This is a genomic window from Sodalis sp. (in: enterobacteria) (assembly GCF_047607725.1).
Taxonomy (GTDB): Bacteria; Pseudomonadota; Gammaproteobacteria; order Enterobacterales; family Enterobacteriaceae; genus JBLKSS01.
The window spans coordinates 21364-35711 of the sequence record NZ_JBLKSS010000006.1 but is presented as its reverse complement, the minus strand read 5'-3'; the positions used below and the strand labels follow the sequence as shown (position 1 = coordinate 35711).

At 58.6% G+C, this 14348-nt stretch carries 13 protein-coding genes and 6 pseudogenes; 12 read left to right on the top strand and 7 right to left on the bottom strand.

Translation table 11 applies throughout. The features are described from left to right. Positions 1–102: 102 nt before the first annotated feature. From ACMX3H_RS00265 to ACMX3H_RS00245, 5 genes are all read left to right on the top strand, one after another. Positions 103–666, top strand: a complete 564-nt coding sequence (locus ACMX3H_RS00265; RefSeq protein ID WP_415209349.1) for a GntR family transcriptional regulator — start codon at positions 103–105, stop codon at positions 664–666. Continuing rightward, entirely contained in the window at positions 623–772 is a 150-nt protein-coding gene (locus tag ACMX3H_RS00260; RefSeq protein WP_415209348.1) for a hypothetical protein, read from the top strand. Before ACMX3H_RS00265 ends, ACMX3H_RS00260 begins: the two co-directional genes overlap by 44 nt. Positions 773–782: 10 nt before the next feature. Beyond that, positions 783–1010, top strand: a complete 228-nt coding sequence (locus tag ACMX3H_RS00255; RefSeq protein WP_415209347.1) for a hypothetical protein — start codon at positions 783–785, stop codon at positions 1008–1010. Positions 1011–1046: 36 nt separating this feature from the next. Continuing rightward, positions 1047–1466, top strand: a complete 420-nt coding sequence (locus ACMX3H_RS00250) for an FAD-dependent oxidoreductase (protein ID WP_415209346.1) — start codon at positions 1047–1049, stop codon at positions 1464–1466. A 148-nt stretch (positions 1467–1614) separates the two neighbouring features. Beyond that, on the top strand, positions 1615–2349 hold the full coding sequence (locus ACMX3H_RS00245) for a (2Fe-2S)-binding protein (protein ID WP_415209345.1): 735 nt from the start codon (positions 1615–1617) through the stop codon (positions 2347–2349). A 15-nt stretch (positions 2350–2364) separates the two neighbouring features. Here the strand turns inward: ACMX3H_RS00245 and ACMX3H_RS00240 are convergent. From ACMX3H_RS00240 to ACMX3H_RS00225, 4 genes and pseudogenes are all read right to left on the bottom strand, one after another. Continuing rightward, positions 2365–3387, bottom strand: a pseudogene (locus ACMX3H_RS00240) (LLM class flavin-dependent oxidoreductase). 339 nt (positions 3388–3726) lie between these two features. Next, positions 3727–4056 (bottom strand): hypothetical protein, encoded by a 330-nt coding sequence (locus tag ACMX3H_RS00235; protein WP_415209344.1) that lies wholly within the window; start codon positions 4054–4056, stop codon positions 3727–3729. Positions 4057–4290: 234 nt separating this feature from the next. After that, complete coding sequence (locus ACMX3H_RS00230) at positions 4291–4899, bottom strand: hypothetical protein (protein ID WP_415209343.1); 609 nt, start codon at positions 4897–4899, stop codon at positions 4291–4293. 103 nt (positions 4900–5002) lie between these two features. Further along, entirely contained in the window at positions 5003–5140 is a 138-nt protein-coding gene (locus ACMX3H_RS00225; RefSeq protein ID WP_415209342.1) for a hypothetical protein, read from the bottom strand. A 331-nt stretch (positions 5141–5471) separates the two neighbouring features. Between ACMX3H_RS00225 and ACMX3H_RS00220 the strand changes: the two are divergent. From ACMX3H_RS00220 to ACMX3H_RS00210, 3 pseudogenes are all read left to right on the top strand, one after another. Continuing rightward, positions 5472–6749 (top strand): annotated as a pseudogene (locus ACMX3H_RS00220) (N-acyl-D-amino-acid deacylase family protein); the annotation flags it as partial. Beyond that, positions 6750–6842, top strand: a pseudogene (locus ACMX3H_RS00215) (RidA family protein); the annotation flags it as partial. It abuts the pseudogene before it with no gap. 347 nt (positions 6843–7189) lie between these two features. After that, positions 7190–8652, top strand: a pseudogene (locus ACMX3H_RS00210) (sodium:solute symporter family protein). A gap of 58 nt (positions 8653–8710) precedes the next feature. Here ACMX3H_RS00210 and ACMX3H_RS00205 read toward each other — a convergent pair. Beyond that, complete coding sequence (locus ACMX3H_RS00205; protein ID WP_415209341.1) at positions 8711–9574, bottom strand: MurR/RpiR family transcriptional regulator; 864 nt, start codon at positions 9572–9574, stop codon at positions 8711–8713. Positions 9575–9858: 284 nt separating this feature from the next. Between ACMX3H_RS00205 and ACMX3H_RS00200 the strand changes: the two are divergent. Continuing rightward, a pseudogene (locus ACMX3H_RS00200) lies at positions 9859–10720 on the top strand (MFS transporter). After that, positions 10693–11307, top strand: coding sequence for an MFS transporter (locus ACMX3H_RS00195; RefSeq protein WP_415209340.1), 615 nt, complete (start codon positions 10693–10695; stop codon positions 11305–11307). Before ACMX3H_RS00200 ends, ACMX3H_RS00195 begins: the two are co-directional and overlap by 28 nt. A gap of 354 nt (positions 11308–11661) precedes the next feature. Here ACMX3H_RS00195 and ACMX3H_RS00190 read toward each other — a convergent pair whose 3' ends face one another. Further along, positions 11662–11925 carry a hypothetical protein gene (locus tag ACMX3H_RS00190; RefSeq protein ID WP_415209339.1) on the bottom strand — a complete coding sequence of 88 codons (264 nt, stop codon included), beginning with the start codon at positions 11923–11925 and terminating at the stop codon, positions 11662–11664. After that, positions 11925–12554: an AAA family ATPase gene (locus ACMX3H_RS00185; protein WP_415209338.1), complete on the bottom strand. Its 630-nt coding sequence runs from the start codon at positions 12552–12554 to the stop codon at positions 11925–11927. Before ACMX3H_RS00185 ends, ACMX3H_RS00190 begins: the two co-directional genes overlap by 1 nt. Positions 12555–13004: 450 nt before the next feature. Between ACMX3H_RS00185 and ACMX3H_RS00180 the strand changes: the two genes are divergently transcribed. Continuing rightward, a complete protein-coding gene (locus ACMX3H_RS00180; protein WP_415209337.1) occupies positions 13005–13235 on the top strand; it encodes a hypothetical protein in 231 nt (76 codons plus the stop codon). Further along, positions 13204–14277: pseudogene (locus ACMX3H_RS00175) on the top strand (succinylglutamate desuccinylase/aspartoacylase family protein). Before ACMX3H_RS00180 ends, ACMX3H_RS00175 begins: the two are co-directional and overlap by 32 nt. The last annotated feature ends 71 nt before the right edge of the window (positions 14278–14348 follow it).

Below are 14348 nucleotides of genomic sequence, written 5' to 3'. Positions count from 1 at the left end.
AGATTAATTATGAAATTAAATATATTAACTAACTTATATTGTATCAACTATAGTCTTTACCCTTTGGCTTAACGAAACTGATATCACTTAAGAAGTAAAACAATGACTAATGAGCAGCCGATGTATGAGCAAATCAAAATTTCCATTGACCGTCGTATCGAGGCTGAAGAATGGCCAAGCGATTTTCAAATACCGTCGGAAGAGCAGCTGGCCGAGGAGTTTGGCGTATCCCGTTTGACCGTCAGGCGAGCGCTGCGCGAGCTGCAGGCGGAGGGTGTGCTGATCCGTATTCAGGGGCGCGGGACCTTTGTGGTGGGGCCGCGTATGCAGTGCGCGGTGTTTACCTTGTCCAATATTTCCGAAGAAATCGCCCAGAATGGCGGCGTGCATTATTGCCAGGTGATTTCCCATCTGGCGCGGCTGCCAGAGAGCCCGTTGAGCAGTATGTTGCCTCTGCCCCCCGGCCAGGACATTTACCATTCACGCCCGTTGCATCTCGAAGACGGCACGCCTATCCAATTGGAAGATCGTTTTGTCAACGCCGCCGAAGCACCGGGCTATCTGGAGCAGAATTTTACGACCCAGCCGTCCCTTATAGGATGCGGGTTCACTAGGCATCGTAGTGGAACATATTCTTACCGGGCCATACAACAAACCCACCAATAATTCAAGACGTCCTCCACGGGGCGCTTACGGAGGAACACCTGGTACCCATTGGCGTCAGCCCGAATCTGCCGCGGGTCGGCCTGGCGATGGACGGCGGGTTGCGTAGCCATATGCGCATGAACCAGCAAGGCGCCGACCGGGACACGCAGGAGCAAGAAGTGCTGGCCGCCGTGCAGCGGCTGTTGACGTCGCACCCAGAGATCGGGGCGATCGTTTGCGAATGCGCGAATTTCCCCCCCTATTCCGCCGCCATCGCGCAGCGTTTTCGCCTGCCGGTCTATGACATCGTGACATTGATCCGCTGGATGCATAACGCCCTGGCGCCGATACGGTATACCCCATGACCGCGCCGATGCGGCGCTAGCGCCGGGATCGCCATCATGACGTCTTGGGACACCATGGTGTTGGGCGCGGGCCCTGCCGGAATCGCCGCCGCGACCCGCCTGGTGGCGGGCTGCGCGCGCGTGCTGATTATTGATGAAAATCCGGCTCCCGGCGGCCAAATCTGGCGAGGCGTTGAAACGGCCTCCGCGCAGCGCCTTGCCTTGCTCGGGACGGATTACCTGTATGGCAAACAGCGCGTCGCGGCGCTGCGCGCCAGCCAGGCGACGCTTGCGCTCAATACCACGCTCTGGCGGGCCGATCCCGGAGGCACGGTGTGGCTCAAGACGCCGGCGGGGATTGAACGCCATCAGAGTCCCCATCTGGTGTTGGCGGTGGGCGCCATGGAGAGGCCGGTACCGGTCCGCTGTTTTACCTCTACGCCATGCAGTGTCTTAAGGTGGGCAAGCGGGATCTGACTCTGCTCGATACGGCGCAGCGGCGCAACTGGCTGCGGGAGGCCCTTGCCCTACCCCACACACTCAGCGGCGAGGGAAGCCGCTACCTCTACAAAGGCACTGGCCTGCTGGCTGAGCTACGCTTGAGCCGGGTGGCTTTTTTAGCGGCGTGCGCGATATCGCCATTGAACAGGACGCGTGGCGGGACGAACGGGTGCTACGCTGCGTTAGCGGCGGGAAAACGCGGACGTTCCGGGCGCAACATATCGGTTTACATGAGGGCGCTATTCCGGATCAGCATGTCGCGCGCGCCCTCGGCTGCGAATTTCTCTGGGATGCCGTTGCCAGCACATTTATCCCGCGGCGTAGCGCCCAACTGGAAAGCTCGACAGCCGGGGTATTCATCGCCGGCGATGCCGGCGGCATTGGCGGCTACGCCGTGGCCGAGGCGGAGGGGCGCTTGGCCGCCAGCGTCATCCTGCATCGGCTAGGAAAGCAGGATGCGGCGGCCATGGCACGGGAGTGCCGGCAGGCGGACCGCCTGCGGCGTCGTCATCTGGCGGCGCGTTCGCTGCTCGACCGCCTCTATGCGCCCGCACCCGAGGTACTGGCGCCGCCGGATCAGACGCTCATCTGCCGTTGTGAAGAAGTGTCCTGCGGCGCGGTGCGCGACGCTATGCGGCAAGGGGCGAGCGGTCCTAATCAGGTGAAAGCATTTTTGCGCGCCGGCATGGGCCCCTGCCAGGGACGGTTGTGCGCGCCCACCGTCGCCCAGCTTGTCGCCACGCAGCGCCACCTTTCGTCGGCGCAAGCGGGCTTTTACCACATCCGTACGCCCCTCACGCCGATTACCGTCGGCGAACTGGCGGCGCTGGAGCAGGAGAAAGCCCCACCGGACGCGTAGCGCGCCGGCGGGACATCAGCGCCAGCCCAACGCGGGAGCCACCTCGGTCAACAGCGTTTCCATGACGTGAACATTGTAATCCACCCCCAATTGGTTCGGCAGCGTCAGCAGCAGCGTGTCGGCTTCGGCAATGGCCTCGTCCTGCGAGTGCTGCGCGATAAGCGCCTCCGGCTCGGCGGCATAGGTGCGGCCGAAAATCACGCGGGTCTTCTCGTCCAGGAACCCTATCTGGTCACTCTCCTGCCCCCGGCGGCCAAAATAAGAGCGGTCCCGATCGTCGACCAGGGCGAAGATACTGTGGCTTACCGACACACGGGGCGCTCGATCATGCCCCGCCTGCGCCCAGGCGTTGCGGTAGGCGCGGATTTGCCCTGCCTGCTGAATATGAAACGGCTCGCCGGTCTCGTCATCTTTAAGCGTCGAGCTTTGCAGGTTCATCCCCCGCTCGGCGGCCCACACCGCGGTGGCGTTCGAGCCGGCGCCCCATCAAATACGCTCGCGCAACCCCGCGGAAAACGGCTCCAGACGCAGCAAGCCCGGGGGATTGGGGAACATCGGCGTCGGGTTCGGCGTGGCGAAGTCTTCGCCCTGCAATAAATTGAGGAACACCTTCGTCTGGCGGCGGGCCATATCGGCATCGCTTTCACCCGCGGCGGGGCGGTAACCAAAGTGGCGCCGGCCGTCGATGACCTGCTCAGGCGAACCGCGGCTCATGCCGAGCTGCAACCGGCCACCGGTAATCAAGTCCGCCGCGCCGGCCTCCTTCGCCATATAAAAAGGATTTTCATAGCGCATATCGATAACGCCGGTACCGATTTCAATGCGGCGGGTCCTGGCGCCAATGGCGGCCAGTAAAGGGAACGGAGAACTGAGCTGGCGAGCGAAATGATGGACCCGGAAATAGGCGTCATCCACCCCAAGCTCTTCCGCGGCCACGGCCAAATCAAGGGATTGCAACAGCGCGTCGGCCGCCGTGCGGGTACCGGACTGGGGAGAAGGCGCCCAGTGACCAAACGACAAAAAGCCGATTTTTTTCATATCTCCGTATCCTGCTATAAGAGGGTTGACGAGCAAAGGATGACGCCGCCGGTGCTGGCTACCCCCGCCGTCGCCAACGGGCAGTGGCGATGACGGACGGCAAGCGCTGCCGCCCTGCACGGCGCCCGATCATCATAAATCCCTCCCCGCCCGCGCGCAAATGCGCTAACCGGCCGCCCCCGCAGACGCCGCCAGCGGATAAGGCAGATAGCCGACAAAACCCGTCATTTTCCATTCCCCTTGCATGCGCGCGCAAAAAAACACCGACTGCCATTGCAATTTTTCGCACCCGCCGTGGGTAAGTTTGATTTCGCCGTCGAAGATTTTACGAAAAATGGCCTACTCGCCCGCCAGCGCGATCGCGGTATGCACCACCGCGCGGTATAACGCGTCACGACGTGATTCGGCGTAATCAGTCACGGCAGACCGATAGGCGTCCGTCCTCCAGGCTTTTTGATACGCCGCAACCGAGGGAAAGGCCAGCGTCCAGCGTCCGGGATCACTCGCCCCACCGGCGTGCAGACCGGTAAAGGTGCCCGACGTAAAGCAATCGGCATAGCTATGCCAGTCCTGGCGCAGAAAACACTCGATATCTTGGCGGACAACCCTCTCCCACAGCGCATGTCGATCGGCATCGCTGGAGGCATAAGGATTACGATCGTAATTCATGGTTTCCCCTGTAAAAATTTTCCTCGTGGGTATCAGTCCACACAAGGCGGACGACACCACCGCCCTTCTCCCTTCGCCGCCCGGGCCGTCGCGGTCAGTAAAACCCGGCGGCGAAAGCCGCAAGCTGCCGCAGGCAACAAAACCCAGCGGCGGAGGCCGTAAGCCGCTTCGTTCAGTCAAAGCCGGCGGCAACCGGGCGCCGCGGCGATAACGGCCGCCGGCCGCGGTCCCGCCTTAAGCGCGAATAGCCAGTCCGGTATCGCAGTCAAACCAGTGCAATTGCTCAGTCGACAGCGTCAGCGGGCGGCCGCGCTCCACCGTGACCGCGGGCGGTATCCTGGCGAGCAGGCGATGCGTCGATTCCGACGCCAACAGTCCGTGTTCACTCAGGTTTTCCGCCTGAAGCACCTGCGGCGTCGGGACGTCGAAGAACACAAAGGTATCGGAGCCCTGGGCTTCAATGACCGAAATGGGGTAATTGAACAGTTGCGCCTGAACGCTGCAGGGTTGAAACGCTTCTGGCCGAATCCCCAGCACGACCGTCTGCCCCAGATAGCCTGTCAGCGCCGCATCAGGCGTCACCGGAATATGAATTTCGGTATTGGGTACCGTGGCATAGACGCCGTTATCGCCGCGCCGCAGCGTCACTTTGACGAAATTCATCACCGGCGAGCCGATAAAACCCGCCACGAACATATTGACCGGCCGGTCATACAACCGCTGTGGCGTGTCAATTTGCTGTAAATTGCTTTCCCGGGCGTTGTTAACCGGTTTCAACACCGCGACCCGATCCCCCATGGTCATGGCCTCAACCTGATCATGGGTCACATAGGGCGTGGTCACCGCCAGACGCTGGTTCAGTAATTTCAGCTCACCACGCTAACACACACGCCAGGCGCGTCGCGCGCGGTGTTGCTCCCGATCGCTGGGTATTGAGGCTTATCGCTCAGAAAACGCTGCGCCCGCGGATGTCGCGGCGCGGAGAAAAACGCCTGCGGCGTCGCTTTTTCCGTAAGCGCCCCCGTGGAGGACGTCTTGAATTATTGGTGGGTTTGTTGTATGGCCCGGTAAGAATATGTTCCACTACGATGCCTAGTGAACCCGCATCCTATAAGGGACGGCTGTCAGATCATGGATAATCCGGCGATGATAGTGTCCACTTAAATTTTAATGGACACTATCACAAACTTCAGAACCACTAATTTCATATCACTCAAACCGGGATGGAAATAAAAGTTATTAAAATCAATACAATGTGAAAATTCAATGAGCATAAGCGTGTAACGTAGGTTTACTGTCTCATACAACAAACCCACCAATAATTCAAGACATCCTCCACGGGGCGCTTACGTTTTCATCGGGTGTAAATGATTATATTCAATCCACGTTCCGGTCAATGTGGTGAAAAGAAAATCATGGAGTATTACTACCTGTTTAAACATGTCACGGTAATCGACGGCAGCGGCGGCCCTGAATACCGCGCCGATTTGGCGGTGGCGGGCGATCGCATCGCCGCCATCGCCCCCACCCTTCACGCCGACGCCCGGACGGTTATCGACGGCCAGGATCGCGCACTGGCGCCAGGGTTTATCGACGTTCATACCCACGATGATATCAATGTCATCCGCATGCCGGCGTATCTGCCCAAGATAAGCCAGGGCATCACCACGGTTATCGTCGGCAACTGCGGCATCAGCGCCGCCGGCGCCACGCTCAAAGGCGAGGTACCGGATCCTATGAATCTGCTGGGCGAGGCAGATCAATTTATTTACCCCACGGTGGATCACTATGCGCGAGCGGTAAGCGACGCGCGCCCGGCGGTAAATGTCGGGACGTTGGTGGGCCATACCGCGCTGCGCCAGGGCGCGCTCGGGTTGAGTACCGGCCTGGCCTACGCCACCGCCTTCGCCTCCACCACCGAAGAAGTAATGGCGCTGGCCGAAGAGCTAACCGACGCCGACGGCCTCTATACCACCCACCTTCGCTCCGAATTCGCGCCGATTCTGGACGCCATGGATGAAGCATTTCGCATTGGCCGCCACGGCCGGGTGCCGGTGCTTATTTCCCACCATAAATGCGCCGGCGCGCAAAACTGGGGACGGACGCGGGAAACGCTGAAATTATTTGATAAAGTTCGTCTTGAGCAGGACGTATCCTGCGATTGCTATCCCTACTCCGCCAGTTCGTCGACGCTCGATAAAAAGCAAATCACCGACGAATTCGATATCGTCATTACCTGGTCGACGCCGCATCCTGAAGTGGCCGGCCGTAAGCTGGCGGAGGTTGCCGCTGATTGGTCGATGACGCTACAGGAAGCCGGCGCGATTTATTACAATATGGATGAGCAGGATGTGCGCCGCGTGCTGAGCTATCCGGTCACCCTCATAGGATCCGACGGCCTGCCCAACGATCCGATGCCACATCCGCGGCTATGGGTCGCGTTTCCGCGCGTATTGGGTCACTACAGCCGGGATGAAAAGCTATTCCCGTTAACCACTGCCATTCACAAAATGACCGGCCTGTCGGCGGCGCGTTTCAATCTCTCCGGCCGCGGGCTGGTGCGGGAGGGCTATTTTGCCGATTTGGTGTTATTCGATCCCCAAACGGTGGCGGCACGTGCGACCTTCGCCGAGCCGCAGCAGCCCGCGGCGGGGATTGATACGGTCATGGTGAACGGTATCATCAGCTACGGTGAAGCCGGCGGCTGGCTCTATGTATCCGGTCAGACACCGATGCGCCATGGCGAAGTGGTAGAGGGGGGGATCGTTGAGCAGTCGACCCTGGCCGCGTTAAAGGCTAAGGGAAGCGTTTTTAGCCGGCGCCGCCGCCGGCGGGCGCGACAGGGCGATGCCGCCTCTTTCAGGCGGTTAGCCCACAACGATAAGGTGAAGCGCGTGCCTTCGCCACGATAATCATCAAGACCGGTATGGGCGCTTCTATTTGAATAACCAGACCCTGCCGTAAACCATTACCACGCCACAGCTGCTATTTCCTTACCGGGGCGTTGCGTAATGTAAAAGTGACTTATTTCACCGCAGGCGATAATAATTATCGGTTATCCGGCAAATGCTCTGCGCGTTATAGCGCAATGTCGTGCCATGCACATTGATGTAATACTGCCAGGATGTGAGTCATGAATAATATTTCTTTTCTGTTGTGGTTCGCCATTTATGCCCTTGCCATGATAACCCTTGGCTGGTATGTCTCGCGCAATCAAAAAAACGGTGATGATTTTCTTTTGGGCGGCCGTTCGATGCCGATGATCCTGATGCTGGGATCAACGGTCGGCACGATGGTGGGCACCGCCTCAAGCGTGGGCGCGGTGGGTTTCGGCTACCTGAACGGTTGGGCCGGCATGCTGTACGGCATTGGCGGCGCGATAGGCATTTTGCTGGTGGCCCTGCTGTTTGCGCCGGTGCGCAAAATGCGCTTTATGACCATGAGTGAAGATATTTGTTATTACACCGGCGGCAGCCGTCTGGTAAAAAACCTGGTAGCGATATTAATTTTTATCGCCTCCATTGGCTGGCTTGGCGCGCATATCCTGGGCGGCGGATTATATCTTGCCTGGGCCAGTGGCATTGATATTAATACCGAAAAATTATTATTGCGCTGGAATTTATTATTTATGTTGGTATTGGCGGGTATTCCGCGGTGGTGTGGATTGATACCATTCAGTCCATTGTATTATTCCTCGGTTTTATATTAATGGCGGTACTGGCGGTCAATTATGTCGGCGGCTGGAGCCATATCCAACAAGCGGTGGATCCGGCGGCGCAAAGTCTGTTCGCGGTGGACAAACTGGGCCTGATACCCGCGTTTTCGCTGGCGCTGGTAATAGGCGTCGGCGTCATGGCGACCCCCTCCTACCGCCAGCGAATTTACTCGGCGAAAACCGTCGGCGCGGTGCGCCAATTATTCACCATTACCGGCGTGCTGTATCTGTTTTTTTCGTTCCTGCCGGCAATTATCGGCATGGCGGCCTGGACCATGAATCCGCATCTTGAAAACGGCGGCTTCGCGTTCTTGTTCGCCACGCAAGTCCTTCTCCATGCGCTGGCCATGGTCGTGCTTATTGCGGGCATGTCGGCCAACATGTCTTCCGGCAGCTCGGACGCCATCACCAGCGTCTCGATTATCCTGCGCGATTTGTATACGCTGATTACCGGCCATATGCCGGCGGAAGATAAAGCCATCCGGTTATCGCGCATCATGCTGGTGCTGGTCGTTGGCCTGGCGCTGTTATTTGTGCTCACCTCCAACGATATCATCAGCTATATCACCAAAATGATCTCGATGATAATGTCCGGCATGTTTGTCTGCTCGATGCTGGGCCGGTTCTGGACCCGCTTTAATTGGCAGGGCGCCGTTGTGGCGCTGGTCGGCGGGGCGGGAGCGGCCAGCGCGGTGCTGATGGATAGCCAATGGCTGGCATTTTGGGGCAATCCCTGTTTTCCCTCGGTGCTGTTCGCCGTAGTGATAACGCTGGTCACCCCTGCCAGTAAACTGAGCCGGGAGGAAGCGCTGGAACAGATTACCCGCGAACGGGAAAATCGCCCAACGCCGGTCATTTTAGGTAAAAAACTCCCCGAATAAGATCGTCGCGCCCGGCGTTAGCCTCGCCGACGTCGGCGCAGAATGTCCCTCACGAGGCTCAGTCCCCCAGCGGTTGACGGTTTTCGCCGCCGCGGTGGCTATCGAGGGAGATTTTGATACGACGGAGATGATCTTTTGCCTGCCGTTTGTTGGCCATCGCCATTTCGGTGGCCAGCACATCCACCATCGCCAATATCGCATAGCGTGACATGGTGGGTTTGAAGATATAATCATTTTCCTGCACCACCAGCGCCAGCAAGGCATCCGCTTGCTGAGCCAACGGCGTTCCCGCCGGGGTAATCGCGATAACCTTGGCGCCATACTGGCGGGCAATGGCCGCGCTCTCGACGATCCCAGGGGTATAGCCGCCCAGGGATAGCGCCACCACCACATCTTTCGTGTTGACGACCGAGCACATCATCCTGATAAGCAGGCCGTCATTCTGGCTGACCACCGGTATCCCGAGCCGAAACAGCCGGTGCTGGACCTCCTGGGCGCACACCGTCGATCCGCCGCCCACGCCGATGGCCACCACCTGACGCGCGCTGCTGAGCCACTTTACCGCCCGTTCCAGCGCCTGCATATCCAGCGCGCGCTGGTTAATATTGAGCAGATTAATGATGGTCTCATAAATGCCCTGTACCCCTTCCAGATCCGGCACATCGAGTATGAAACGCTGCCCTACCGCCAGCGACTGGGCGAGTTTCATTTTCAGCTCGCGCACATTATCGCAGCCGACGGTGCGGGAAAACCGCGTAATAGACGCCTGGCTGGTCTGGGTAACCCGCGCCATTTCGGCAATTGGCAAGGTGGTCGCCGCCTGAGCGTCATCGAGAATAAACTGGGCGATGCGCTTCTCGGTCGCGGTGAACGATACAAAGCGATCGGTAATACAGGAAATAATATCAATTGAGGAACTCATGGCAGGCCCTTGATGATGGCGCGGCGATAAAAATAAAAAGCAATGTTATCGGCACAAAAGGGGCCGTGGGGTATTTTGTTGCGCCCGGCCCGCCGGCGTCAAGGGTCTTTTCCCTTTCGCCTCGCCGCCCATTACCGTCTCATTAGCGCCACGGGGGCCAATTACCGCCGGCGGAAAAGATAAACAGAGAGGGGGTGTCCATGATTCTTCGGTTAATGAGTTTATGAATTCTCGGCGCGGCGCGACTTACTATAGTCAGAGCAGTAACGACAAGATCTTCTGTGATGCCCGGAGGTGAAGCGCCCAGCCATGTTATCCGTGTCGAGTTAATCGCTAACCGTCATTCATCGGCCACGAGGAGACCCCACCGCAAAACACATCATTTTCTCACTCACCGCACCAGCGTGACTGCCTTCATCCTCACAGGAAAAGAATATGAATCGTATTCCTCCAGAGGCCACCGCCGCTTTCGGCGTTGCCCGCAGCGCACCACGGCCGGGCCGCTGGCCGATCGCTGCGGCCGAAAAATCATCTTGTGCCTGGCCGGTGCGATCTTTGCCGCCGGCGCGGTGATTTCCGCCTTCAGCGGCAATGTAGGCGTGTTGTTGGCCGCGCGCATCCTGTTGGGCACGTATCCGCGGGATGTTAGTGGCATCGTTTCAGCTATTAATCACCTTGGGCATTCTGCTGGCCTACGGCATCAATGCACTGGCGGAAAGCGGCGGATCCTGGCGTTTACCGCTGGGGATCGCCGCAGTGTTTGGCGCAATTTTGGCGTGCGGTGCCCTCTTTATCACCGAATCGCCACGCTGGCTTATCTCTCTTCATCGCCGCGACGAAGCGCGCCGTATTTTGATTACGCTGCGCGGCACCGATAAGGTGGAGAAAGAGCTGCGTGCCACTGAGCGGCTAAATGAAAAAGAAAGACATGAGGTCAACTGGCGGGAATTGTGGCGAGGTCCCGTGCGTCATATGGTCATTATCGGCGCGCTGGTCGCTTTTCTGTGCAACGCCCGCGGCATCAATCTGGTTATCTATTTCGCGCCGCAAATTCTGCAGTCCAGCGGTTTCGATACCGCCACCTCTGGCTGGGCACCCTGGGCCTCGGCGCGACCAATGTGGTGTTTACCCTGGTGGGTATGTTAACGGTGGATAGGATCGGCCGCCGGCCGCTGCTCATCGGCGACGCCATCGGTCTGACGCTTTGCATGACCCTGATGGCGTCCACCCTCACCTTCTCTCCCTTTATCGGCAGCGGCTGGCTGGCGCTGGGTGCGCTGACCAGCTATATCGTCATGTACGCCTTCACTCCGGGCGTGCTCTGCTTCCTGATTATTTCCGAGATAGCGCCACTGCGCGCACGCGCCAAGGTGGCCAGCCTGTCGATCTTTATTAATTTTTCCGCCAATCTGATGGTGGCCCTGCTTTCTCTGCCAATGCTCGCCCGGCTCGGCACCGCCTCGACGTTTTGGATCTTTGCCGCCATCTGCGCCGGCTTTGTGTGGTTCAGTTTTCATGTGCCGGAAACCCGCGGCAAAAGTCTGGAAGACGTGGAGCATGATTTCCGGCAACGTCACCGTGAAAGACAGCGCCAAGCCAGCGCTAACAGCGCGGGAAGCGGGCTGTCTCTTGCTCGCAGGGCGCAGGCGACGAAGCGGAGCGGAAGAACCGTCGATGGCGCTGACCCGCCGATGGCGAACGCGTGCGGCAGGGACATAGAGAGGCGTCGGTAACAAATACGGCACGTTTGGCTGAAGTTTAGCCTCGTAGTGAGACAGTACTGTCTCTCACCTTCTTTCTTCTTTGATTATTTATTCTCCGGTTGGGCATGTTATGCCCAATTTTTTTCCGCAGCGGGGTTCCTCCGCGTAGGCCGGGCTTTAAGAACATTCCTGTATAAGCGAAGCGGCGTCGGCGCTATGGTTTCGCCTATTAATGAGGATGAAGGGTAGGGACAGCGTCAGGATGCGGGCAAAGGAGTCGCCCGAACGCCTTGTGGGATGAAGGTCCGGACGGAACCGGAGCCCATACCCGCACGGCATCAACGTCCCTGTGGTAATCAGGCCCGCGGGGCGGGCGCAGACGGGCTATTTCGTCGCGTCCTGCTGTGCGTAGATAAGCAGCGCGTGGCGGATCATATTCAGCTTGGAGCTGTTGGTCTGCTGACAAAGTTTTTCCAACGTCTCATACTCATATTGATTGAATGGTACCCGAATCGCTTTATAGTCGCGCGGGGCTTCTTTATCCGCCTGGCGTTCCGCCGTTTTCACGCCATCCGCCGCTGCGGCAAACTCCTCAATGCGCCGCTCCACGTCCTGTGGAGGGGTTACGATCTCTCTGCGTTTAACCATTAGATAAGCTCCTTGACCAGGCACTGTAATTCAGCTTTCGCTTTCGAGTTGTTCATTTCCACGACGCCTTTGCCTTCAGACATACCGTCACGGTAGATTTTGCGATCGCGTATAACCGCCGCTAGCAGCTTAAGTTGCGGGTAATCGCGCAGATAGGCGCGGGCTTCGGCGGTTTCATTAATGATTGGATTGATGGGCGCCATGGTCAGCATCGCCACCGCCCGCAGCGCGGGATTGATGTCCTGCGCCTCGGTGATGATGTCATTCATGCGCGGCAGCGTGTCCAAATCCGGCTGCGAAGGGCGAAACGGCACCAGAATAATATCCGCCGCTGTCATACCGGTACGCACCTCGCGGCTGTCGCGACTGGCGGTATCCACCACCACATAGTCATAGCGCGCCTTAAGATCCAGCAGCGTTTCGCGGATATTATCGAATTTTTGGATGCTGTGGATCCTATTCAGATCGCCGGCATTATTTCTGTCGCTAATCCAATTCGACGACGTTCCCTGCCGATCGGCATCTACCAGCACCACGTCCTTTCCCTGTCTGACCAGCTCGCTGGCAATATTGACGCACGTGGTGGATTTACCGCAGCCCCCTTTTTGGCTGCCGATAAGAATGATCATAGAACCCGCCTTACAATTCCGGTGCTTAAGCGGTACCAATAAAACACTAAATTTTTTGTATAATCAACTGCCTTACAGCATGACCGGCTTTTTTAGCTAAAAAAAAGGCCCACGCGGTGGCGGCGTACGTTTATGCTCTGTCTTCAAGACTTCACCGCCGTCACCCTCACCGCGACGGGCTGTGCCCCGAAATGCGCAGCGCGGCGCAGCTAACGCCCCCTAGGGGGCCGGGCGCGTTTAGTTCGCGCCCTCCATCCGCCCCTGTGCCGTTCCCCTGCCGCGAGTCATTGCAAAATGCGACAACCGGCGGGAGAAGTGTAAGCAATGCGAAAAGATCCTCTCCCTTAAGAGTTTTTATATATCCCCTTCTCTGCCGTTGCTCTATTTTTTCGTCAACGCCGTCCCGTCAGGGGCGAACCGTCATCTCATCAATCCGTCATAGGCGATACTATGAAAAAAATGAACGTCATGCTGTTTTCGGACGTGTTGCTGGCTTTGGCCACCGCCCCTTCCTTCGCTCAGGGTGAGCAGCCCAACGGCGGTGCTGGCAATGGCCAACAACAGCGCAAACTACCCCAACAACAAGGCGGCGGGCAGCAGCAGGGGGGACAGCCCGGCGGCGCGCCGCAGAGCGGCGGTAAAAACCACAATGCCCCTGCAACGAATAAAGCGCAGGCGTAACACGGGCAGCCGCAAGGTAAGCGCCTCTCCCGGCACCGAGCGCTACATCACCAGTTATCATTTTACCGGCACGACCGAGCGGCGGATCTACCTGGCAGGCGGCGCTACACGGCGACGAGTTGCCGGGCATGGCGACAGCCTGGTACCCTAAACTAGACGGCAATTTGCCGCGCTGGAGACCGCCGGCGCGCTGCGCGCCTCGATTACGCTGGTGCCGGTCGCCAACCCTATTGCCCTCGGACAGTTCATCCATGGCAGCCCTCAGGGTCGGTTCGATATGCATTCCGGGCAGGATTTTAACCGTCATTTTCCTGTTTTCGGCGCTGCTATCGCTCGCGAGCTAGAACATCAGCTCGGCTGCGACGAAACCCATAATAAAAGGCTGATCCGGCAGGCGCTGCTGCGCCGGTTGTCGGCCGCCACGCCCGCCAACGAGCTCGAATCCCAGCGTCTCATTCTACTGCGTTTGGCAAGCGACGCCGATATCATGATCGATTTACATTGCGATTGGGAAGCGGTGCCGCATTTGTATACGGTACCCGACGCCTATCCGTTTGATAAAGCCTGCTGTGAAATCTGGTCGAAGCTGCGCCGCCACTTTGCCGGCCGCTTCCCTATTCCGCAGGGGCTGTTACCGGTCACGCTGGAGCTGCGTGGCGTGCGTGATGTCGATTCAGCGATCGCGCAGACGGATGCGCGGGCGATTATCCAGTTTCTGACGCACGTCGGTGATATCGAGGGTCAGGCTGCCCCACCGCCGGCGTTGGCTTATCCTGCCACGCCGCTGGCCGGCTGCGAATATTTGAGCGCGCCGATGGCGGGGGTCATCTTGCACCAACGTCAGCTTGGCGAGTGGGTACAGCGCGGCGAGGTGATTGCCGAGATACTCGATCCCCTGTCCGATCGATTGATGCCGCTGACGGCAGGTATCGACGGCGTGCTCTATGCCCGCCATTGGCTGCGTTTCGCTACCTACGGTATGCTGGTGGCCCGGATTGTGGGCGCGAAGCCGATACGCTCGGGCGACCTGTTGGTCCCTTGAGCCGCCAAGCAATGCTCCCGTCCGGCGCGTTGATGGCTCTCTGAATCGGCAGACGATAGACTCCGCCTGCG